The 20,690-nt window shown below is 56.7% G+C and carries 17 protein-coding genes and 1 other RNA gene; 13 read left to right on the forward strand and 5 right to left on the reverse strand.

Annotation, left to right across the window (positions count from 1 at the left end; genetic code table 11):
* The first annotated feature begins 104 nt into the window (after positions 1 to 104).
* Positions 105 to 914, forward strand: coding sequence for a DeoR family transcriptional regulator (locus tag MOQ06_RS01695; RefSeq protein WP_242170298.1), 810 nt, complete (start codon positions 105 to 107; stop codon positions 912 to 914).
* A 70-nt stretch (positions 915 to 984) separates the two neighbouring features.
* Here the strand turns inward: MOQ06_RS01695 and garD are convergent, their stop codons facing one another.
* On the reverse strand, positions 985 to 2,556 hold the full coding sequence (garD, locus tag MOQ06_RS01700) for a galactarate dehydratase (protein ID WP_242170314.1): 1,572 nt from the start codon (positions 2,554 to 2,556) through the stop codon (positions 985 to 987).
* A 364-nt stretch (positions 2,557 to 2,920) separates the two neighbouring features.
* Between garD and garL the strand changes: the two genes are divergently transcribed.
* From garL to MOQ06_RS01755, 11 genes are all read left to right on the forward strand, one after another.
* Entirely contained in the window at positions 2,921 to 3,700 is a 780-nt protein-coding gene (garL, locus tag MOQ06_RS01705; RefSeq protein ID WP_242170317.1) for a 2-dehydro-3-deoxyglucarate aldolase, read from the forward strand.
* Between the two features lie 11 nt (positions 3,701 to 3,711).
* On the forward strand, positions 3,712 to 4,602 hold the full coding sequence (gene garR / locus MOQ06_RS01710) for a 2-hydroxy-3-oxopropionate reductase (RefSeq protein ID WP_148418356.1): 891 nt from the start codon (positions 3,712 to 3,714) through the stop codon (positions 4,600 to 4,602).
* 56 nt (positions 4,603 to 4,658) lie between these two features.
* Positions 4,659 to 5,804, forward strand: coding sequence for a glycerate 2-kinase (gene garK / locus MOQ06_RS01715; RefSeq protein WP_242170320.1), 1,146 nt, complete (start codon positions 4,659 to 4,661; stop codon positions 5,802 to 5,804).
* A gap of 32 nt (positions 5,805 to 5,836) precedes the next feature.
* Positions 5,837 to 6,213: RNase P RNA component class A (gene rnpB / locus MOQ06_RS01720), an RNA gene on the forward strand.
* 667 nt (positions 6,214 to 6,880) lie between these two features.
* A complete protein-coding gene (tdcA, locus tag MOQ06_RS01725; RefSeq protein ID WP_148418358.1) occupies positions 6,881 to 7,801 on the forward strand; it encodes a transcriptional regulator TdcA in 921 nt (306 codons plus the stop codon).
* 96 nt (positions 7,802 to 7,897) lie between these two features.
* The gene (gene tdcB / locus MOQ06_RS01730) at positions 7,898 to 8,887 is read left to right on the forward strand and encodes a bifunctional threonine ammonia-lyase/L-serine ammonia-lyase TdcB (RefSeq protein ID WP_148418359.1); all 990 of its coding nucleotides are present in this window, start codon (positions 7,898 to 7,900) and stop codon (positions 8,885 to 8,887) included.
* 10 nt (positions 8,888 to 8,897) lie between these two features.
* Entirely contained in the window at positions 8,898 to 10,229 is a 1,332-nt protein-coding gene (gene tdcC / locus MOQ06_RS01735; protein WP_242170323.1) for a threonine/serine transporter TdcC, read from the forward strand.
* A gap of 30 nt (positions 10,230 to 10,259) precedes the next feature.
* Positions 10,260 to 11,468, forward strand: coding sequence for a propionate kinase (gene tdcD, locus MOQ06_RS01740; protein WP_242170326.1), 1,209 nt, complete (start codon positions 10,260 to 10,262; stop codon positions 11,466 to 11,468).
* 15 nt (positions 11,469 to 11,483) lie between these two features.
* Positions 11,484 to 13,778, forward strand: coding sequence for a formate C-acetyltransferase (gene pflB, locus MOQ06_RS01745; RefSeq protein WP_242170337.1), 2,295 nt, complete (start codon positions 11,484 to 11,486; stop codon positions 13,776 to 13,778).
* Positions 13,779 to 14,052: 274 nt separating this feature from the next.
* Positions 14,053 to 15,384: an amino acid permease gene (locus tag MOQ06_RS01750; protein ID WP_176609411.1), complete on the forward strand. Its 1,332-nt coding sequence runs from the start codon at positions 14,053 to 14,055 to the stop codon at positions 15,382 to 15,384.
* A gap of 20 nt (positions 15,385 to 15,404) precedes the next feature.
* Positions 15,405 to 16,706 (forward strand): serine dehydratase subunit alpha family protein, encoded by a 1,302-nt coding sequence (locus MOQ06_RS01755; protein WP_242170354.1) that lies wholly within the window; start codon positions 15,405 to 15,407, stop codon positions 16,704 to 16,706.
* 102 nt (positions 16,707 to 16,808) lie between these two features.
* On the opposite strand, the gene MOQ06_RS01760 is transcribed toward MOQ06_RS01755, so the two are convergent.
* On the reverse strand, positions 16,809 to 17,510 hold the full coding sequence (locus MOQ06_RS01760) for a pirin family protein (protein WP_242170357.1): 702 nt from the start codon (positions 17,508 to 17,510) through the stop codon (positions 16,809 to 16,811).
* A 104-nt stretch (positions 17,511 to 17,614) separates the two neighbouring features.
* On the opposite strand from MOQ06_RS01760, the gene yhaJ reads away from it, so the two are divergent.
* A complete protein-coding gene (gene yhaJ, locus MOQ06_RS01765; RefSeq protein ID WP_148418368.1) occupies positions 17,615 to 18,517 on the forward strand; it encodes a DNA-binding transcriptional regulator YhaJ in 903 nt (300 codons plus the stop codon).
* 41 nt (positions 18,518 to 18,558) lie between these two features.
* Here yhaJ and MOQ06_RS01770 read toward each other — a convergent pair whose 3' ends face one another.
* From MOQ06_RS01770 to MOQ06_RS01780, 3 genes are all read right to left on the reverse strand, one after another.
* Entirely contained in the window at positions 18,559 to 18,924 is a 366-nt protein-coding gene (locus MOQ06_RS01770) for a DUF805 domain-containing protein (RefSeq protein ID WP_148418369.1), read from the reverse strand.
* 106 nt (positions 18,925 to 19,030) lie between these two features.
* A complete protein-coding gene (locus MOQ06_RS01775) occupies positions 19,031 to 20,017 on the reverse strand; it encodes a glutathione S-transferase family protein (protein WP_242170360.1) in 987 nt (328 codons plus the stop codon).
* A gap of 72 nt (positions 20,018 to 20,089) precedes the next feature.
* Positions 20,090 to 20,482 (reverse strand): DoxX family protein, encoded by a 393-nt coding sequence (locus tag MOQ06_RS01780; protein ID WP_148418371.1) that lies wholly within the window; start codon positions 20,480 to 20,482, stop codon positions 20,090 to 20,092.
* Between the last annotated feature and the right edge of the window lie 208 nt (positions 20,483 to 20,690).

Genomic DNA, 20,690 nt, shown 5'->3' on the forward strand with positions numbered 1-20,690 from the left:
GTAAGCGAGTGAATGGCAGCCTTTCAGGGCTTGCATTCCCCCAAAAGAAAGGCGTTAATAGGTAAAACGAAATAAAACGAAAGTGAATTTACTAAGGAGCTCGCATGAGCAGCACCGATCCATCCGCAGAAAAGCGCATCACCGGCACCAGTGAAAGGCGAGAGCAGATCATTCAGCGGCTCCGGGCGCAGGGAAGTGTACAGGTTAACCATCTTTCTCAGTTATATGGCGTATCAACGGTCACGATCCGCAACGATCTGGCCTTTCTTGAAAAGCAGGGCATTGCCGTGCGCGCTTACGGTGGCGCGCTAATCTGTGAGGGCAGTGCACCGGGCGCTGAGCCTTCAGTAGAAGACAAAAGCTCGCTTAATACGGCGGTGAAGCGCAGCATTGCGCAGGCCGCTGCCGCGCTGGTGAAGCCCGGACACCGCATAATTCTGGACTCCGGCACCACGACGTTTGAAATTGCCCGCATGCTGCGCCAGCACACGGATGTGATTGCCATGACCAATGGAATGAACGTCGCGAATGCGTTGCTGGAAGCGGAAGGGGTAGAACTCCTGATGACCGGCGGGCACCTGCGCCGCCAGTCACAGTCCTTCTATGGCGACCAGGCGGAGCAGTCGTTACAGAATTATCACTTTGACCTGCTGTTCCTCGGCGTTGACGCCATCGATCTCGATCGCGGCGTGAGTACGCATAACGAGGACGAAGCCCGCCTCAACCGCCGGATGTGTGAAGTTGCAGAACGTATTGTTGTTGTGACCGACTCCAGCAAGTTTAACCGCTCAAGCCTGCATAAAATCATTGATACGCAGCGGATTGATATGATTATCGTTGACGAAGGCATTCCGGCGGAGAGCCTGGACGGGTTGCGCAAAAGCGGGATCGATGTGGTGCTGGTGAAGGGGTAACGTTCATCCCCTCACCTAACCCTCTCCCCACAGGGGAGAGGGAACCGTTCGGTGCGGTTGGGTAGGTGCATCACGTCACCGGCGCCGGGTTAAACACCGCCAGCTGATTATGCAGCCCCCACTGGTCCGAGAAGGTTTTCTTCCGGCCACTGGCGACATCAAGAATGAAGTGGAACAGCTTCCAGCCCACGTCCTCAATGCTCTCTTCCCCGGTGGCGATAGTGCCCGCGTTGATATCCATTAAGTCATACCAGCGGTTTGCCAGCTCGGTGCGGGTTGCCATTTTGATCACCGGTACCGCCATCAGGCCGTACGGCGTGCCGCGCCCGGTGGTAAAGACCTGTACCGTAATGCCGGATGCCACCTGCTGGGTGCCGCAAACGAAATCGCTGGCGGGCGTTGCCGCGTAGATCAGGCCGCGTCTGGTTGGCCGCTGGCCCGGAGAGAGCACTTCTACAATCGCGCTCTGGCCGGATTTGGCGATTGAACCGAGGGCTTTTTCCACCACGTTGGCCAGGCCGCCCTTCTTGTTGCCCGGTGACGGGTTGGCGCTGCGGTCGGTTTTGCCCATATCAAGATAGTTATCGTACCAGGCCATCTCCTCCAGCAGGCGTTTGCCCACCTCCTCGTTGACCGCGCGCGGCGTGAGCAGGTGGATAGCATCGCGCACTTCGGTCACCTCGGAGAACATCACCGTGGCGCCGCAGCGCACGAACAAATCCGACGCGTAACCCACCGCCGGGTTGGCGGTGACCCCGGAAAACGCATCGCTGCCGCCGCACTGTGTTCCCACCACCAGCTCAGAGGCCGCGCAGGTTTCACGCTGGCGTCTGTTCAGCTTGTCGAGATGGCGCTCTGCCACCTGAAGAATATCGTCGACCATTGAACGAAAACCAACGTGATGCTCGTCCTGCAGACGAACGATGCTGGCATCGTCAACCGGAATGGCTTTCACATCCTCAGTACCCTGCAGCAGGCGTTCTGGCTGTAATTTTTCACAACCGAGGCCAATCACCATTACCTCACCGCCAAAGTTCGGGTTGAGGGCGATATTGTGGATGGTGCGGATCGGTACGACCGCCGCCGGCGCGTTGATCGCCACGCCGCAGCCGTACAGGTGGTTCAGGCCCACCACGCCGTCCACGTTGGGGTATTTCGGCAGCAGATCGCGCTCGATGATTTTCACCACGTAATCCACCACTCCCGCCACGCAGTGCACGCTGGTGGTGATGCCGAGCAGGTTTTTAGTTCCCACGCTCCCGTCCGCGTTGCGGTAGCCTTCGAAGGTATATCCCTCCAGCGGAGGCAGCGGCTCGGGCACCCGGGTCGCCAGCGGCAGCGTCTCCAGCGGCGGGGCTGTGGGCAGCTCAACCAGCGACTCATCAATCCAGCTGCCCTGCGGGATAGGGCGCACCGCATAGCCGATGACTTCGCCGTAACGCACGATTTCGCCGTGCGCCGGGATATCGACCAATGCCACCTTATGCCCCTGCGGAATGTGCTCAATCAGCTCCAGCCCGTCCGGGAACCGGGTTCCTGCTGTTAAGCCATTGTCGTTGACGATAATCGCCACGTTATCGGTGTCGTGCACTTTAATATAGAACGCCGTCGGCGGTGCCTGTCGAATTTCAATATCGGCCATTGTTCACGGTTCTCCAGCAAAATATCTGATTCTAAATATAGCCAGATGGTTAATAGTTTCTTATCTGAGAAATAAAGCATGTCAGGAGAGGAAAAGTGAGAATGTGATCGCGATCGCTCCCGAATCACTAATCCTTGATTCTGTGCATCAGCGCCCACTGCTTTGTGCAAATGCTCAAAATAGTGTTCATGCAATGCCTGATAATTGAGCAATAAAACAATGTGCTGGCGTGAGGTGACGATTATACTGAATGACGATTTTATAACGCCGGAATTCAGTCAGAAAAATAAATATAACGCTGACGCTGCGTCGGAATAAATAAAAAGATACTGGCTAAAGCTGCGGAATTAAAAAGGTATAAGAAATGAATAACGATATCTTCCCGAATAAGTTTAAAGCGGCCCTCGCGGCGCACCAGATTCAGATTGGCTGCTGGTCCGCGCTGGCAAACCCCATCAGCACCGAAGTGCTGGGCCTGGCCGGGTTCGACTGGCTGGTGCTGGACGGCGAACATGCGCCAAACGATATCAGCACGTTTATTCCGCAGCTGATGGCGCTGAAAGGCAGCCACAGCGCGCCGGTGGTGCGCGTGCCGACTAACGATCCGGTGATACTCAAGCGTCTGCTGGATATCGGTTTCTACAACTTCCTGATCCCGTTTGTTGAAACGCAAGAAGAAGCGGCGCTGGCCGTGGCTGCTACCCGCTATCCGCCGGAAGGGATCCGCGGCGTGTCCGTCTCGCACCGCGCCAACATGTTTGGCACCGTGCCGGACTATTTCGCCCGGTCCAACAAGAACATCACCATTCTGGTTCAGATCGAGAGCCAGCAGGGGGTCGATAACGTCGACGCCATTGCCGCAACCGAAGGCGTGGACGGTATTTTCGTCGGCCCGAGCGATCTGGCTGCCGCCTTTGGCCACCTGGGCAATGCTGGCCACCCGGACGTGCAGCGCGCAATCCAGCATATCTTTGCCCGCGCGAAAGCGCACGGTAAACCGTGCGGCATTCTGGCGCCGGTGGAAGCCGATGCCCGCCGCTACCTGGAGTGGGGCGCAACGTTCGTTGCCGTGGGCAGTGACCTTGGCGTATTCCGCGCGGCGACGCAGAGATTAGCGGACGCTTTTAAAAATAACCATCATTGAGGAAACAGATTATGACGCTGAAAGTAGGTTTTATTGGCCTGGGTATCATGGGCAAACCAATGAGCAAAAACCTTATTAAAGCAGGTTACTCGCTGGTGGTTTTAGATCGTAATTCAGACGCGGTGGCAGAGGTAATTGCGGCTGGCGCGGAAGCGGCGTCAACCGCAAAAGCGATTGCCGAACAGTGTGATGTCATCATCACCATGCTGCCGAACTCCCCGCACGTAAAAGAGGTCGCGCTGGGCGAGAACGGCATCATCGACGGCGCGAAGCCGGGCCTGGTGGTGATCGACATGAGCTCTATCGCACCGCTGGCGAGCCGTGAAATCAGCGAGGCGCTGAAGGCGAAGGGCGTGGACATGCTGGATGCGCCGGTCAGCGGCGGTGAGCCAAAAGCCATCGACGGCACGCTGTCGGTGATGGTGGGCGGCGATAAGGCCGTGTTCGACAAATACTACGACCTGATGAAGGCGATGGCCGGCTCCGTGGTGCATACCGGCGAAATTGGCGCGGGTAACGTCACCAAGCTGGCAAACCAGGTGATTGTGGCGCTGAACATTGCGGCCATGTCGGAGGCGCTGACGCTGGCAACCAAAGCGGGCGTTAACCCGGACCTGGTCTATCAGGCTATTCGCGGCGGTCTGGCGGGCAGCACCGTGCTGGATGCCAAGGCGCCGATGGTGATGGATCGTAACTTCAAACCGGGTTTTCGCATCGACCTGCACATTAAAGATCTGGCGAACGCGCTGGATACCTCCCATGGCGTGGGCGCGCAGCTGCCGCTGACCGCTGCCGTCATGGAGATGATGCAGGCGCTGCGTGCGGATGGCCTGGGCACCGCCGATCACAGCGCGTTAGCGTGCTATTACGAAAAACTGGCGAAGGTTGAAATTGCTCGTTAATGACGTCCTGCCCGGTGGCGCTGCGCTTACCGGGCCTACGGTCCAGGCATACCACTATGAAAATCGTAATCGCGCCAGACTCATATAAAGAAAGCCTGTCTGCTACCGAGGTTGCGCAGGCGATAGAAAAAGGATTTCGGGAAATCTTCCCCGATGCCCACTACGTTTCTGTCCCTGTTGCCGATGGCGGGGAGGGGACGGTTGAAGCGATGATCGCCGCCACGCAGGGTACCCGGCAGCAGGCAGTCGTCACCGGCCCGTTGGGTGAGAAGGTTAACGCCTGCTGGGGGATCTCCGGGGATGGCACAACCGCCTTTATCGAGATGGCCGCCGCCAGCGGTCTGGTGCTCGTTCCTCCTGCGCAGCGTAATCCCCTTGTCACTACAACGCGCGGCACGGGGGAGCTGATCCTCCGTGCGCTGGATAAAGGCGCGCGCAATATCATTATCGGTATCGGCGGGAGCGCAACCAACGACGGGGGCGCTGGCATGATGCAGGCGCTGGGCGCGCGGTTTACGGATGCCAATGGAACGGAGATCGGCTACGGCGGCGGTAGCCTGATGGCGCTTAATAGCATTGATATTTCGGGGCTCGATCCGCGGCTACAGGGATGCGCGATCCGCGTTGCGTGTGACGTGACAAATCCGCTGGTGGGCGAAAGCGGCGCGTCGCGTATCTTTGGCCCGCAAAAAGGGGCCACGGAGGCGATGATCCTCGAACTCGACGCCAGCCTTAGCCACTATGCCGACGTTATAGGGAAATCGCTGCGCATCGACGTTAACCAGGTGCCGGGCGCGGGGGCGGCAGGCGGGATGGGCGCGGCGCTGATGGCCTTTCTGGGGGCCGAGCTGAAAAGCGGGATTGAGATCGTCACCCAGGCGCTCAACCTCGAGGAACATATTCACGACTGCACCTGGGTGTTGACGGGCGAAGGGCGCATCGACAGCCAGAGCGTTAACGGCAAAGTGCCCGTTGGCGTGGCGAGCGTTGCCAAAAAATACCACAAGCCGGTGATTGGCATCGCCGGAAGCCTGACGCAGGACGTGGGCGTGGTACACCAGCACGGCATTGACGCCGTGTTCAGCGTGCTGACCAGCATCGGCTCACTGGATGAGGCGTTTCGCGGCGCGTATGACAATATTTATCGCGCCTCGCGCAATATCGCCGCGACATTGCAGGTGGGCATGCGCAGCCAGGGGTGACAGCGGGGCGCAAACCCTCTATACTGCGCGCCGAAGCTGACCAGACAGTCGCCGCTTCGTCGTCGTCCCTTTCGGGGGAGACGGGCGGAGGGGAGGAAAGTCCGGGCTCCACAGGGCAGGGTGCCAGGTAACGCCTGGGGGGGAAACCCACGACCAGTGCAACAGAGAGCAAACCGCCGATGGCCCGCGCAAGCGGGATCAGGTAAGGGTGAAAGGGTGCGGTAAGAGCGCACCGCGCGGCTGGTAACAGTCCGTGGCACGGTAAACTCCACCCGGAGCAAGGCCAAATAGGGGTTCACATGGTACGGCCCGTACTGAACCCGGGTAGGCTGCTTGAGCCAGTGAGCGATTGCTGGCCTAGATGAATGACTGTCCACGACAGAACCCGGCTTATCGGTCAGCTTCAACTTCTTAAGAAACCCCGCTTCGGCGGGGTTTTTGCTTTCCGCCACCTGCTGGCCTTGCAGGCGCTGGGCGACATCAATTCCCGGTTTTGCGACGCTAAGCACATTTCACTATTAATCAGGCATCTTCTTTTATTCATCTTCCGCAGACGATCTCAATCACAAAATTTAACGCTATAAAATTCGAAAATTTCAGTGTTGATGGTATGTTGCGGTTGTTGTCGGTGTGATAAATAGTCTTTTCGCATTTGATAATCAGATATTGAATCCAAAAACATTTTCCTAGTGAATATGTGACATGCCCCTCTCTTTCATCCAGGATACACTAAATATTCCTGCCGAAGTTGATAAACCACAAAAATGTTTTAAAGAAATAATGATGCTTTATTAACCTTTAATTGTCTGAAAGATAGTCTTTATTAATATTTATAATGCGAAAAACGTCTTCAAGGTTATTGCCATAAAATAAATTTATTCGGCCTTTTTTTGTTGATCGATATCAGCGGAATAGCGTATTTGCATAAGGTTAAGATATTGATTTATATGATGATAAATGCGTTTTCAGGAGTCAGAAAGAAAGGCGTTCTGGCAAATTGTGAGTAACAGCACATACCCCCTGAAACAATATTGGGTAGAATTCTCAGCGTCACAGGGAAATAAGCGCAGAATATTATGAATACTATTATTCTACCGAAAACTCAGCACCTCGTAGTATTTCAGGAAGTCATTAAAAGTGGCTCGATAGGTTCTGCTGCAAGACAACTGGGCCTGACGCAACCCGCGGTCAGCAAAATCATCAGCGATATCGAATCCTACTTCGGGGTGGAAGTGATGGTGCGCAAAAATACTGGCGTCAAGCTCACTGCCGCAGGCCAGGTGCTGCTGTCCTACGCTGAGTCAATCACCCGCGAAATGAAAAACATGGTGAGCGAAATCAACAGCCTCAGCTTCAGCACCGTCATGGACGTCTCCTTTGGCTATCCGTCGCTGATTGGCTTCACCTTCTTGTCTGAGATGATCAAGAAATTCAGGGAAGTGTTCCCGAAAGCGCGCGTCTCGATGTATGAAGCGCAGCTCTCGTCGTTCCTGCCCGCCATTCGCGACGGCCGCCTGGATTTCGCCATTGGGACGCTGAGCGACGGCATGCTGCTTCAGGACCTTCACGTCGAGCCGCTGTTTGAATCCGAGTTTGTGCTGGTGGCGAGTAAATCACGAACGTGCACCGGCCCGACAAGGCTGGCATCGCTCACGCATGAGCAGTGGGTGATGCCGCAAACCGATATGGGCTACTACAAAGAACTCCTGAATACCCTGCAAGACAACCACATCAGCATCGAAAACATCGTCCAGACCGATTCCGTCGTCACCATCTATAACCTTGTCCTTAACGCCGATTATCTGACGGTGATCCCGCGTGACATGATTGCGCCATTCGGTTCGGATCAGTTTATCGTTCTGCCGGTTGAGGATGAATTACCCGTGGCGCGTTATGCCGCCGTGTGGTCGAAAAATTACAGTATTAAAAAATCGGCGTCGGTTCTGGTTGAACTGGCCAAACAATATTCGTCGATGAATATCGAAAGGCGACGATAAAAATAATGACGTTTTAAAACACCCGGAGCGACGCTTTTTAACGCTCTGATACCCTGACTTTGCCTGAAAACAATGAATTATTATAACGAGGATATTATGCACATTACCTACGATCTCCCGGTGACGATTGACGATATTCAGGATGCCAGAAAACGACTGGCGGGAAAAATATATAAAACCGGTATGCCGCGCTCAAATTACCTGAGCGAACGCTGTAAGGGCGAGATATTCCTGAAGTTTGAAAATATGCAGCGTACCGGTTCGTTTAAAATACGCGGGGCGTTTAATAAGTTAAGCTCGTTAACGGACGCTGAAAAACGTAAAGGCGTGGTAGCCTGCTCCGCAGGAAACCATGCGCAGGGCGTGTCGCTCTCCTGCGCCATGCTCGGTATCGACGGCAAGGTGGTGATGCCGATGGGGGCACCGAAATCCAAAGTCGCCGCCACGCGCGACTACTCGGCGGAAGTGGTGCTGCACGGTGAGAACTTCAACGACACCATCGCCAAAGTGAGCGAAATCGTCGAGATGGAAGGCCGTATTTTTATCCCGCCTTACGACGATCCGAAAGTCATTGCCGGCCAGGGCACCATCGGCCTCGAAATACTCGAAGATTTATACGACGTGGATAACGTCATTGTCCCCATCGGCGGCGGCGGATTAATTGCCGGTATTGCAACGGCCATTAAGTCTATTAACCCGACCATTAATATTATCGGCGTGCAGTCTGAAAACGTTCACGGGATGGCGGCATCGTATCAGGCGGGTGAAATTATAAACCATCGCGTCACCGGCACGTTAGCTGACGGCTGCGACGTTTCTCGCCCGGGTAAATTAACCTTCGAAATCGTTCGTGAGCTGGTCGACGACATTGTGCTGGTCAGCGAAGACGATATTCGCAACAGCATGATTGCCCTTATTCAGCGAAATAAAGTGGTGACGGAAGGCGCAGGCGCGCTGGCCTGCGCGGCGTTATTAAGCGGCAAGCTTGACCACTATATTCAGGGCCGAAAAACCGTCTGCATTATATCCGGCGGCAATATCGATCTCTCCCGTGTTTCCCAAATTACCGGCTTCGTTGACGCATAAAGGATGACTTATGAGCAACACAGAAAGCATTATCGTTGGCCAGTCAAAAACGTCCACCTGGCGTAAATCGGACACCACCTGGACGCTGGGCCTGTTTGGTACCGCCATTGGCGCAGGCGTGCTGTTCTTCCCAATCCGTGCGGGGTTTGGTGGCCTGATCCCTATCCTGCTGATGCTGGTTCTTGCGTTCCCGATTGCCTTTTACTGCCACCGGGCGCTGGCGCGCCTGTGTTTGTCCGGCAGCAACGTCTCCGGCAACATCACCGAAACGGTGGAAGAGCACTTCGGTAAAACCGGCGGGGTGGTGATCACCTTCCTCTACTTCTTTGCCATTTGCCCGCTGCTGTGGATTTACGGCGTCACCATTACCAACACCTTCATGACCTTCTGGGAAAACCAGCTCCAGATGCCCGCGCTCAACCGCGGCGTGGTGGCGCTGTTCCTGCTGCTGCTGATGGCCTTTGTGATCTGGTTCGGTAAAGACCTGATGGTGAAGGTGATGAGCTACCTGGTGTTCCCGTTCATCGCCAGCCTGGTCCTCATTTCCCTGTCGCTGATCCCGTACTGGAACTCGGCGGTGATCGACCAGGTTAACCTGAGCGATATCGCCTTTACCGGACATGACGGCATTCTGGTCACGGTGTGGCTGGGGATCTCCATCATGGTCTTCTCCTTTAACTTCTCGCCGATCGTCTCTTCATTCGTGGTCTCCAAGCGCGAAGAGTACGAGCCGGAGTTCGGTAAAGATTTCACCGAGCAGAAATGTTCCAAAATCATCGGCCGCGCCAGCATGCTGATGGTCGCCGTGGTGATGTTCTTCGCCTTTAGCTGCCTGTTTACGCTCTCTCCGCAGAACATGGCGGACGCCAAAGCGCAGAACATACCGGTGCTCTCGTACCTGGCGAACCACTTCGCGTCGATGTCAGGCAGTAAAACCACGTTTGCCACGGTGCTGGAGTATGGCGCGTCGATCATCGCGCTGGTCGCTATCTTCAAATCCTTCTTCGGCCACTACCTGGGCACGCTGGAGGGGCTGAACGGCCTGATCGTCAAGTTTGGCTACAAGGGCGATAAGACGAAAGTCTCCGTGGGCAAGCTGAACACCATCAGCATGGTCTTCATCATGGGCTCCACCTGGGTGGTGGCCTACGCGAACCCGAACATTCTTGATCTTATTGAAGCCATGGGGGCGCCAATCATCGCCTCTCTGCTATGCCTGCTGCCGATGTACGCCATCCGCAAGACACCGGCGCTGGCGAAATACAAAGGCCGGACCGAGAACGTCTTCGTTACCGTGGTCGGTCTGCTGACCATTCTGAACATCGTCTACAAACTGTTTTAAACCACAGCTCAGGAAGAGCGGAGCCATAGCATGATTGAGTATCCGGTAGTACTGGTTATTAACTGCGGATCGTCCTCCGTTAAGTTTTCAGTGCTGGACGCGGCAGGCTGCGATGCCCTGATGACGGGCATTGCAGACGGCATCAACACTGAAAAAGCCTTTATTTCCGTGAACGGGGGTGAGCCGGTCAGGCTGGCTCACCAGGACTACGAAGGGGCGCTGGCCGCCATCGCCCTGGAGCTGGAGAAGCGCGACCTGATGAGCAGCGTGGCCTTCATTGGCCACCGCATTGCTCACGGTGGCGATCTCTTCAGCGAGTCGACCCCGATCACGGAACAGGTGATTGAGCAGATCCGCCAGGTGTCGCCGCTGGCGCCGCTGCACAACTACGCCAACCTGAGCGGCGTGGAAGCGGCGGAGCGCCTGTTCCCTGGCGTGCAGCAGGTGGCGGTGTTTGATACCAGCTTCCACCAGACGCTGCCCCCGCAGGCCTATCTGTACGGTCTGCCGTACCGCTATTTCGAAACGCTGGGCGTGCGGCGTTACGGTTTCCACGGCACCTCTCACCGCTACGTCGCCGGGCAGGCGCACGCGCTTCTCGGGCTGTCCCCCGATGACAGCGGTCTGGTGATTGCCCATCTTGGCAACGGGGCGTCCATCTGCGCGGTGCGCAACGGCGAAAGCGTTGATACGTCCATGGGCATGACGCCGCTGGAAGGGCTAATGATGGGCACGCGCTGCGGCGACGTGGATTTTGGCGCGATGGCGTGGATCGCCCGGCAGACCGGCCAGTCATTTGACGATCTGGAGCGGGTGGTCAACAAAGAGTCAGGACTGCTGGGGATCTCCGGTATCTCCTCAGATCTGCGTGTGCTGGAGAAAGCCTGGCACGAGGGCAACGAGCGGGCGCAGCTGGCGATACACACCTTTGTTCACCGCATTGCGCGGCATATTGCCGGTCACGCCGCATCCCTGCACCGTCTGGATGGGGTGATCTTTACCGGCGGCATTGGCGAAAACTCAACGCTTATCCGCGCGCTGGTAGCGGAACGCCTGAGCGTCTTTGGCATCGCGCTCGACGAGGCAAAAAATGCCCTGCCGGGTAGCGCGGGTGAGCGCGTGATATCCACCGTATCGTCCCGCGTGGCCTGCGCGGTGATCCCTACCAACGAAGAAAAAATGATCGCGCTGGACGCCCTCCGTCTTGGAAAGGTTACCCCGGCAGCGGCTTACGCCTGATAAAGCGAGAAACTGATGAAAGTAACAATCGATACGAGCGTCGCGCCTTACAGCGAGGCATGGGCCGGGTTTCGCGGTGAAGAGTGGAAACACGCCGTTAACGTGCGCGATTTTATTCAGCATAACTACACCCCTTATGAAGGCGATGAAGCCTTCCTCGCACAGGCGACGCCAGCAACGACGGCGCTGTGGCAGAAGGTGATGGTCGGCATCCGCCAGGAGAACGCCACTCACGCCCCGGTGGATTTTGACACCAATATTGCTACTACCATTACCGCGCACGGACCGGGCTATATCGACCGGGAGCTTGAGACGATCGTCGGCCTGCAAACCGACAAGCCGCTCAAGCGCGCGCTGCATCCGTATGGCGGGATCAACATGATCCGCAGCTCCTTTGAAGCCTACGGTCGCGAGATGGATCCGCAGTTTGAATATCTCTTCACAGACCTGCGCAAAACCCACAACCAGGGCGTATTTGACGTCTACTCCCCGGAGATGATGCGGTGCCGCAAATCCGGCGTGCTCACCGGCCTGCCGGACGGCTACGGGCGCGGGCGCATAATCGGCGACTATCGCCGCGTGGCGCTCTACGGCATCAGCTACCTGGTGCGCGAGCGTGAACTGCAGTTTGCCGATCTGCAGGGCAGGCTGGAGCGTGGAGAAGATCTCGAGGCGACGATCCGCCTGCGCGAGGAGCTGGCGGAGCACCGGCGCGCGCTGCTCCAGATCCAGCAGATGGCGGCGAACTACGGCTTCGATATTTCACGCCCGGCGATCGACGCGCGGGAAGCGGTGCAGTGGGTCTACTTCGCCTATCTTGCCGCTGTAAAATCCCAGAACGGCGGGGCGATGTCGCTGGGGCGCACGGCGTCGTTCCTGGATATCTACATTGAGCGCGACATGCAGGCCGGGCGGCTGAATGAAGTTCAGGCGCAGGAGCTGATCGACCACTTCATCATGAAGATCCGCATGGTGCGCTTCCTGCGCACGCCGGAGTTCGACACCCTCTTCTCCGGCGATCCGATCTGGGCGACGGAGGTGATCGGCGGCATGGGGCTGGACGGCCGTACGCTGGTAACCAAAAACAGCTTCCGCTATCTGCATACCCTGCATACCATGGGGCCCGCACCGGAGCCTAACCTGACGATCCTCTGGTCAGAACGGTTGCCGATCGCGTTCAAAAAATACGCCGCGCAGGTGTCGATCGTTACATCGTCGCTGCAGTATGAGAACGACGATCTGATGCGCGCCGACTTCAACAGCGACGACTACGCCATTGCCTGCTGCGTCAGCCCGATGGTGATCGGCAAGCAGATGCAGTTCTTCGGTGCCCGCGCCAACCTCGCTAAAACGCTGCTCTACGCGATCAACGGCGGGGTGGATGAGAAGCTGAAGATTCAGGTTGGCCCGAAAACCGAGCCGCTGCTGGATGAGGTGCTGGACTACGACACCGTGATGGCGAGCCTCGATCACTTTATGGACTGGCTGGCGGTGCAGTACATCAGCGCGCTGAACCTCATTCACTACATGCACGATAAGTACAGCTACGAAGCCTCGCTGATGGCGCTCCATGACCGGGACGTTTATCGCACCATGGCCTGCGGCATTGCCGGGCTGTCGGTGGCAGCGGATTCTCTCTCCGCCATTAAATACGCCACGGTGAAACCGGTGCGCGACCACACCGGCCTGGCGGTCGATTTTGTGATTGAAGGCGACTATCCGCAGTACGGCAACAACGACGACCGCGTGGACGGTATTGCCTGCGATCTGGTGGAGCGCTTCATGAAGAAAATTCAGGCGCTGCCAACCTACCGCAACGCGGTGCCGACCCAGTCGATCCTGACCATCACCTCCAACGTAGTGTACGGCCAGAAGACCGGTAACACGCCGGACGGACGCCGCGGCGGCACGCCGTTTGCGCCGGGCGCCAACCCGATGCACGGACGCGACAGGAAAGGGGCGGTCGCCTCGTTAACGTCGGTCGCTAAGCTGCCGTTCACTTACGCCAAAGATGGGATCTCCTATACCTTCTCTATCGTGCCGCAGGCGCTGGGCAAAGATGAGCGGGTGCGCAAAACCAACCTTGTGGGGCTGCTGGACGGGTACTTCCACCATGAGGCGGCAATTGAGGGCGGGCAGCACCTGAACGTTAACGTCATGAACCGGGAGATGCTGCTGGATGCCATTGAGCACCCGGAAAATTACCCGAACCTGACGATCCGCGTTTCAGGCTACGCCGTGCGCTTTAATGCCCTGACGCGGGAGCAGCAGCAGGACGTGATTTCAAGGACGTTTACGCAGGCGATGTAATTCAGGCTAAGGCTGAGCCTCCCCCTTTTGGGGAGGCTTTTAATTTCGTGAATAGCATCACGTTTAGAAAATATCCTCCTTATTGAGTACTTCAAAAGCAAATCTTCCTCCAGCATAAGAAAAACCCTATTTATTTTGTGACTTTTTTCTCCCTCTCTCCGGCTATGATTTTCTCACGCTAACAACACGCACCTGCACCCTCTGACTCGCCATCGCTGGCGAACAGAAACATATAAAAAATAATCACTTACCCTACAAATTAAGCGAGTGCCCAATGGATACGGCAACAAAAAGCAGTGTGATTGTGAGTGATTCCCCTGCGGCAAGGCGGGCGGGAATGAGCGAAAGCGAATGGCGAGAGGCGATTAAATTCGACAGCAGCGACACGGGCTGGGTCATCATGAGTATTGGAATGGCCATCGGCGCGGGAATTGTTTTTCTCCCGGTGCAGGTGGGATTAATGGGGCTGTGGGTCTTTCTGCTCTCGTCGATAATTGGCTATCCGGCAATGTATATGTTCCAGCGCCTGTTTATTAATACGCTGGCGGAATCCCCGGAATGCAAAGACTACCCGAGCGTGATTAGCGGTTACCTGGGTAAAAACTGGGGCATCTTATTAGGCGCGCTTTATTTCGTGATGCTGGTGATCTGGATGTTTGTTTATTCCACGGCTATCACCAACGACAGCGCATCCTATTTACACACCTTTGGCGTAACGGACGGTTTGCTGTCGGAAAACCCGTTCTACGGTTTATTCCTGATCTGCATTCTGGTCGCCATTTCTTCACGCGGCGAAAAGCTGCTGTTTAAAGTCTCCAGCCTGATGGTGCTCACAAAACTGTTTGTAGTGGCCGCGCTGGGGCTGTCGATGATTGGCCTCTGGCATTTAGCAAACGTGGGTATGCTTCCGCCGATGGGGCTGCTGATTAAAAATGCCATCATCACGCTGCCTTTTACCTTAACCTCCATTCTGTTTATTCAGACATTAAGCCCGATGGTGATCTCTTATCGCTCGCGGGAAAAATCCGTTGAGGTCGCGCGACATAAGGCGCTGCGGGCGATGAACATTGCCTTTGGCGTGCTGTTTGTAACGGTCTTCTTCTATGCCGTCTCCTTTACCCTCGCGATGGGCCACGACGAGGCGGTAAAAGCCTATGAGCAGAATATTTCCGCCCTGGCGATTGCCGCACAGTTTATCAGCGGCGAGGGGGCGGGCTGGGTCAAAATCGTCAGCGTTATCCTGAATATTTTTGCGGTGATGACCGCTTTCTTCGGCGTTTATCTGGGCTTTCGCGAGGCGACGCAGGGGATTGTCATGAATATCCTGCGCCGCAAAATGCCGGCTGAAAGCATCAATGAACGCACCGTCCAGCGCGGCATTATGCTGTTTGCCATTCTGCTCGCCTGGAGCGCCATTGTCTTAAACGCGCCGGTGCTGAGCTTCACCTCCATCTGTAGCCCTATTTTCGGGATGGTGGGCTGCTTAATTCCGGCGTGGCTGGTCTACAAAGTGCCCGCACTTCACAAATATAAAGGCGTTTCGCTGGTCATTATTGTGATTACCGGGCTGCTGCTTTGTGTTTCTCCTTTCCTCGCCTTCTCATGAGGTTAAATAAGGTCGTAACGATGTCTGAGCAAATTAATCCTTTATGGAACCATTTTATTCGCGCCGTGCAGGAAGAGGTAAAGCCCGCGCTGGGATGTACGGAACCCGTCTCGCTGGCGCTGGCCTGCGCGATGGCTGCCGGGCAGCTGTCCGGTGAGGTGACGCGAATTGAGGCGTGGGTATCGCCAAACCTGATGAAAAACGGGCTTGGCGTAACGGTGCCCGGCACCGGCATGGTCGGGTTGCCCATCGCGGCGGCGCTTGGCGCGCTCGGCGGAAATGCACGGGCCGGGCTGGAGGTGCTGAAAGACGTATCGGCTGATGCGCTGGCGCGCGCCAAAGCGATGCTGAAAGCGGGCCTGGTGCAGATTAAATTGCAGGAACCCTGCGATGAGATCCTCTATTCACGCGCCTGCGTTTATGCCGGAGAGTCCTCGGCCATGGTAACCATCGCGGGCGGCCATACCCGGGTGGTAGAGGTGGTTTGCCAGGGGGAAACCCGCTTCACGCTTGACGATCGTCAGAGCCAGGCTAAGGATGACCCGCTGGCGGTGCTCGCAAACACCACGCTGTCGCAAATCCTGGAGTTTGTGGAGCAGGTGCCGTACAACGCGATCCGCTTCATCCTTGATGCAGGGCGCCTGAACGATGCGCTCTCCCGGGAAGGTTTACGTGGCCGTTGGGGGCTGCGCGTTGGCGCGACCCTCAACAGGCAGCGCACGCGCGGATGGGTGGCGCAGGATCTGGGCTCAGACATTGTTATCCGCACCAGCGCGGCCTCGGATGCCCGTATGGGCGGCGCCACGCTGCCGGCCATGAGCAACTCGGGTTCCGGGAACCAGGGCATCACCGCCACCATGCCGGTGGTGGTCGTGGCTGAGCACGTTCAGGCTGATGACGAACGGCTGGCGAGGGCGCTGATGCTCTCGCATCTGTCGGCAATTTATATCCATTATCAGCTTCCGCGCCTGTCCGCACTGTGCGCGGCGACGACGGCGGCAATGGGTGCAGCCGCAGGGATGGCATGGCTGATGGGCGGAAACTACCGAACGATAGCGATGGCGATCGGCAGTATGATCGGCGACGTCAGCGGGATGATCTGCGATGGGGCGTCCAACAGCTGCGCGATGAAAGTGTCGACCAGCGTGGGGAGCGCCTGGAAGGCCGTGATGATGGCGCTGGACGATACTGCCGTAACGGGCAATGAAGGCATTGTGGCGCACGACGTGGAGCAGTCGATCTCGAACCTGTGTGCGTTAGCCTGCCGCTCAATGCAGGCAACGGATCGGCAGATTATTGAGATTATGGCGAGTAAGGTGTAAAAATTTCCCCTCACCCCAACCCCTCTCCCCATAGGGGCGAGGGGCTCGATCGTTCCCTCTCCCCTATGGGGAGAGGGCTAGGGTGAGGGGCGAGTGTGTTCTTTAAACCGGCAAATCAATCAGCAGCGCGCGCAGCGGCGTATCCGCCTCCAGGGTAATATTCGCCTCATCGCGAATAAACGCCCCGTCGCCGCAGGTGAGCGCTTCTTTCTCTTCCGCGTGCGTTACCGCGTGCACCGTACCGTGAATGGACTGTAAGTAGGCGCGCGGGCCGTGCAGCTGGAAGCTCGCCTGTTCGCCTTTCTTCAGCTCAATATGGTGCAGCCACACCTGCTGACGCAGCTGCAGGCTGCCTTTGCTGCCGTCAGGCGACGCAATCAGCTGCTGTTTATCGCCCTTCAGATCGATCTTTTGCACCAGCGGGTTTTCCCGCTCGGGGCAGGCGTCCAGCCACAGCTGCATGCGGGTCAGCGTTTTGTCTTTGCTGAGGTTATGCTCGCTGTAGCTAATGCCCGGCTGCGTGGAAATTAACAGCGCCTCGCCAGCCTTTGCCTGGACATGATTGCCCTCGCTATCGCGGTATTCTGCCTCGCCTTCCAGGATCAGGTTCAGGATATCGACTTTCGGGTACGTGCGCGGCTGGAAGGACGCGCCCGGGGCGAGCACTTCCTGGTTCAATACGCGCAGTGAAGCGTAACCGAGGAGTTTAGGGTCAAAGTAGTGTCCAAAGGAAAAGGTGTAGCGGGCCTGCAGCCAACCGAAATCGGCTTGTCCGCACTGTTTAGCTGTTCTTGTCGTAATCATAAACTTGACCTCTCTTTACACTAAATCAATGGTAAAGGTATGGACGCTGCATTGTTAGCCAGATATTCTGCCCGGTATGTTCAAATTTCCTGAATGAGAACGAGATGGCTAAAGAGAGAGCATTGACGCTTGAGGCGCTTCGCGTCATGGACGCAATTGACAGGCGTGGCAGCTTTGCCGCGGCGGCAGATGAACTGGGGCGCGTTCCGTCTGCGCTGAGCTACACCATGCAGAAGCTGGAGGAAGAGCTGGACGTGGTGCTCTTCGATCGCTCCGGTCATCGAACTAAATTCACCAACGTTGGCCGGATGCTGCTGGAGCGCGGGCGTGTGCTGCTGGAAGCGGCGGACAAGCTGACGACGGATGCTGAAGCGCTGGCCCGCGGCTGGGAAACCCATCTGACGTTAGTTACCGAAGCGCTGGTGCCCACCGAGGCGCTGTTCCCGCTGGTGGACAGGCTGGCCGCAAAAGCCAATACCCAGCTGTCGATCATCACCGAGGTGCTGGCAGGAGCGTGGGAGCGTCTGGAGACGGGCAGGGCGGATATCGTCATTGCGCCGGACATGCACTTCCGCTCCTCGTCGGAAATCAACTCCCGCAAGCTCTATAGCGTCATGAACGTCTACGTTGCCGCCCCGGATCATCCTATCCATCAGGAGCCGGAGCCGCTCTCCGAGGTCACGCGCGTGAAGTACCGCGGCGTGGCGGTCGCGGACACCGCCCGCGAGCGTCCGGTACTGACGGTTCAGCTGCTCGATAAACAGCCTCGTCTGACGGTGACCTCGCTGGAGGACAAACGGCAGGCGCTGCTGGCGGGGCTGGGCGTGGCAACCATGCCGTACCCGTTTGTGGAAAACGATATTGCGGAGGGGCGGCTGCGGGTCGTCAGCCCGGAGTACACCAGCGAAGTGGATATCATAATGGCGTGGCGTCGCGACAGCATGGGCGAAGCCAAATCGTGGTGTTTGCGTGAAATTCCAAAGCTCTTTGCGCATCACAACAAATAAGCGGGCAGGCCCGGTAAGCGTAAGCGCTACCGGGCAGTAATTTACGCGCCGACCTTAGGATCCGGACCAAAGCGGTTTTCGCCCGGCGTCCCGCTCTGACAGTGGAAAACCAAAATCACGAGCCAGCCGATAATCGGAATCAGCAGCAGCAGCAGCCACCAGGCTGAACGATCCGTGTCGTGCAGGCGTCGGAACATCACGGCCCATGACGGTATCAAAACCAGCACGCTATAAATTGCAGTAAGGATCCCTTTTCCGTCAGAATCATCCCAGCCGAGAATCTTATCCATAATGCCCAGCACCATCATAAGTACAGCGTTCACCAGAATGAACATCCAGTACTCTTTGCGGCGGGCGCGGCCACCAAAACCAAAATAATTGCGCAGTACTTTTAAATACCAGTCCATTTTCCTTGCCTCTTTAATCAGTCAATCACTTGTTTTCTAAGCGATCGAGGTAAGGATAGATGCATGGCGTGAATTAAAAAAGGGAATCTATTGATTCCCTAAATAATTATCCAAAACGAACGTCGCGCCCGTGCGGTTCATCCAGATCCTGCCAGGGGCCAACAGAGATAATGCCCGTTGGGTTGATGGTTTTATGGCTGCGGAAATAGTGGGTGCGAATATGATCGAAATCGACCGTTTCCGCGATCCCCGGCGTCTGGTAGATATCGCGCAGGAAACCGTGCAGGTTCAGGTAGTCGCTGATGCGGTGTTTATCGCACTTGAAGTGTGTAACGTAAACCGGATCGAAGCGGATCAGCGTAGTCCACAGGCGGATGTCCGCTTCCGTCAGGCGATCGCCCGTTAAATAGCGGTGCTGGCCGAGGATCTGCTCCAGGCGCTCCAGAGAGGCAAAGACGCTGCCGACCGCTTCGTCGTAGGCTTCCTGGCTGGTGGCGAAGCCGGCTTTATAGACGCCGTTGTTCACGCTGTCGTAGATCCAGCCGTTCAGCTCGTCAATTTTTTCGCGCAGCTCAACCGGATAATAATCCCCGGCGCGGGCACCGTGCGCGTCAAACGCGGTATTGAACATGCGGATGATTTCCGCAGACTCATTGCTGACGATCGTCTGGTTTTTCTTGTCCCACAGCACCGGCACGGTCACGCGCCCGGTGTAGTGCGGATCGGCGCGCAGGTAGAGCTGGTAAAGGAAATCGTGGTGGTAAAGATCGTCGCCGGTCGCGGCAGGGAAATCACTGTCGAACGTCCAGCCGTTCTCCAGCATCAGCGGGTTCACCACCGAAACCGGAATTAACGATTCGAGACCTTTAAGTTTGCGCACAATCAGCGTGCGGTGCGCCCACGGACAGGCGAGAGAAACGTACAGATGATAACGGTCTTTCTCCGCCGCAAAACCGCCTTCGCCACTCGGGCCGGGGGCACCGTCGGCGGTCAGCCAGTTACGGAAGGCCGAAACAGAGCGCTTAAAGCGTCCGCCGGTGGATTTGGTGTCATACCAGACATCCTGCCAGACGCCGTCTACGAGTTGTCCCATTCTTTTCTCCTCCGTCAGATAGCAAAAGCGAGGAGAGATCTCCTCGCTTTCAGTTCAGTCAGTATAGCGTGCTTACCACTTCTTATTCAGAAGGCGGTCGATGCTGTATGCGCCCGGGCCAGTGATGGCCAGCAGCAGGAAGCCGCCTGCGATGGTCATGTTTTTCATGAACATCAGGGAGTTCACGCCTTCCGCAAAGTTGCTGTGGAACAGGAACGCGGTCAGCAGGGTGAAGCCGGCGGTGAACAGCGCCGTGGTGCGGGTCAGGAAACCGAACAGTACCGCCAGGCCGCCGCCAAACTCAAGCAGGATGGTCAGCGGCAGCAGGAACCCCGGCACGCCCATGGCTTCCATATACTGCTGTGTGCCAGCATAGCCGGTGATTTTGCCCCAGCCTGCCACGATAAACAGAACAGGCATCAGGATACGTGCTACCAGTACACCAACATCTTCTAATTTTTTCATTTTACTCTCCAGGGAACCACATCAGCGGCTTAACTTTATTTATGTGCAAATTCGGGTAGATACCGCGTCTTTGCTGTCGATGGAGAGGAGTGTAAACGGGGCGGGTAGCAATTGTTAGCAAGGAAAACTGTCAATCTTCTTCAAAGATATTGAGTAAGGGAATGCGCGCTGGTGCCCTCACGCCAGCACTGTCCTGAAGAGAGAGGGC

The sequence above is a fragment of the Enterobacter sp. I4 genome (genome assembly GCF_022669095.1).
Classification (GTDB): domain Bacteria; phylum Pseudomonadota; class Gammaproteobacteria; order Enterobacterales; family Enterobacteriaceae; genus Enterobacter; species Enterobacter pasteurii.

Bases quoted from the DNA above. Each gene is read 5' to 3' on its own strand.
- MOQ06_RS01695 (WP_242170298.1), top strand. From the start codon at position 105: ATGAGCAGCACCGATCCATCCGCAGAAAAGCGCATCACCGGCACCAGT.
- garD (WP_242170314.1), bottom strand. From the start codon at position 2,556: ATGGCCGATATTGAAATTCGACAGGCACCGCCGACGGCGTTCTATATT.
- garL (WP_242170317.1), top strand. From the start codon at position 2,921: ATGAATAACGATATCTTCCCGAATAAGTTTAAAGCGGCCCTCGCGGCG.
- garR (WP_148418356.1), top strand. From the start codon at position 3,712: ATGACGCTGAAAGTAGGTTTTATTGGCCTGGGTATCATGGGCAAACCA.
- garK (WP_242170320.1), top strand. From the start codon at position 4,659: ATGAAAATCGTAATCGCGCCAGACTCATATAAAGAAAGCCTGTCTGCT.
- tdcA (WP_148418358.1), top strand. From the start codon at position 6,881: ATGAATACTATTATTCTACCGAAAACTCAGCACCTCGTAGTATTTCAG.
- tdcB (WP_148418359.1), top strand. From the start codon at position 7,898: ATGCACATTACCTACGATCTCCCGGTGACGATTGACGATATTCAGGAT.
- tdcC (WP_242170323.1), top strand. From the start codon at position 8,898: ATGAGCAACACAGAAAGCATTATCGTTGGCCAGTCAAAAACGTCCACC.
- tdcD (WP_242170326.1), top strand. From the start codon at position 10,260: ATGATTGAGTATCCGGTAGTACTGGTTATTAACTGCGGATCGTCCTCC.
- pflB (WP_242170337.1), top strand. From the start codon at position 11,484: ATGAAAGTAACAATCGATACGAGCGTCGCGCCTTACAGCGAGGCATGG.
- MOQ06_RS01750 (WP_176609411.1), top strand. From the start codon at position 14,053: ATGGATACGGCAACAAAAAGCAGTGTGATTGTGAGTGATTCCCCTGCG.
- MOQ06_RS01755 (WP_242170354.1), top strand. From the start codon at position 15,405: ATGTCTGAGCAAATTAATCCTTTATGGAACCATTTTATTCGCGCCGTG.
- MOQ06_RS01760 (WP_242170357.1), bottom strand. From the start codon at position 17,510: ATGATTACGACAAGAACAGCTAAACAGTGCGGACAAGCCGATTTCGGT.
- yhaJ (WP_148418368.1), top strand. From the start codon at position 17,615: ATGGCTAAAGAGAGAGCATTGACGCTTGAGGCGCTTCGCGTCATGGAC.
- MOQ06_RS01770 (WP_148418369.1), bottom strand. From the start codon at position 18,924: ATGGACTGGTATTTAAAAGTACTGCGCAATTATTTTGGTTTTGGTGGC.
- MOQ06_RS01775 (WP_242170360.1), bottom strand. From the start codon at position 20,017: ATGGGACAACTCGTAGACGGCGTCTGGCAGGATGTCTGGTATGACACC.
- MOQ06_RS01780 (WP_148418371.1), bottom strand. From the start codon at position 20,482: ATGAAAAAATTAGAAGATGTTGGTGTACTGGTAGCACGTATCCTGATG.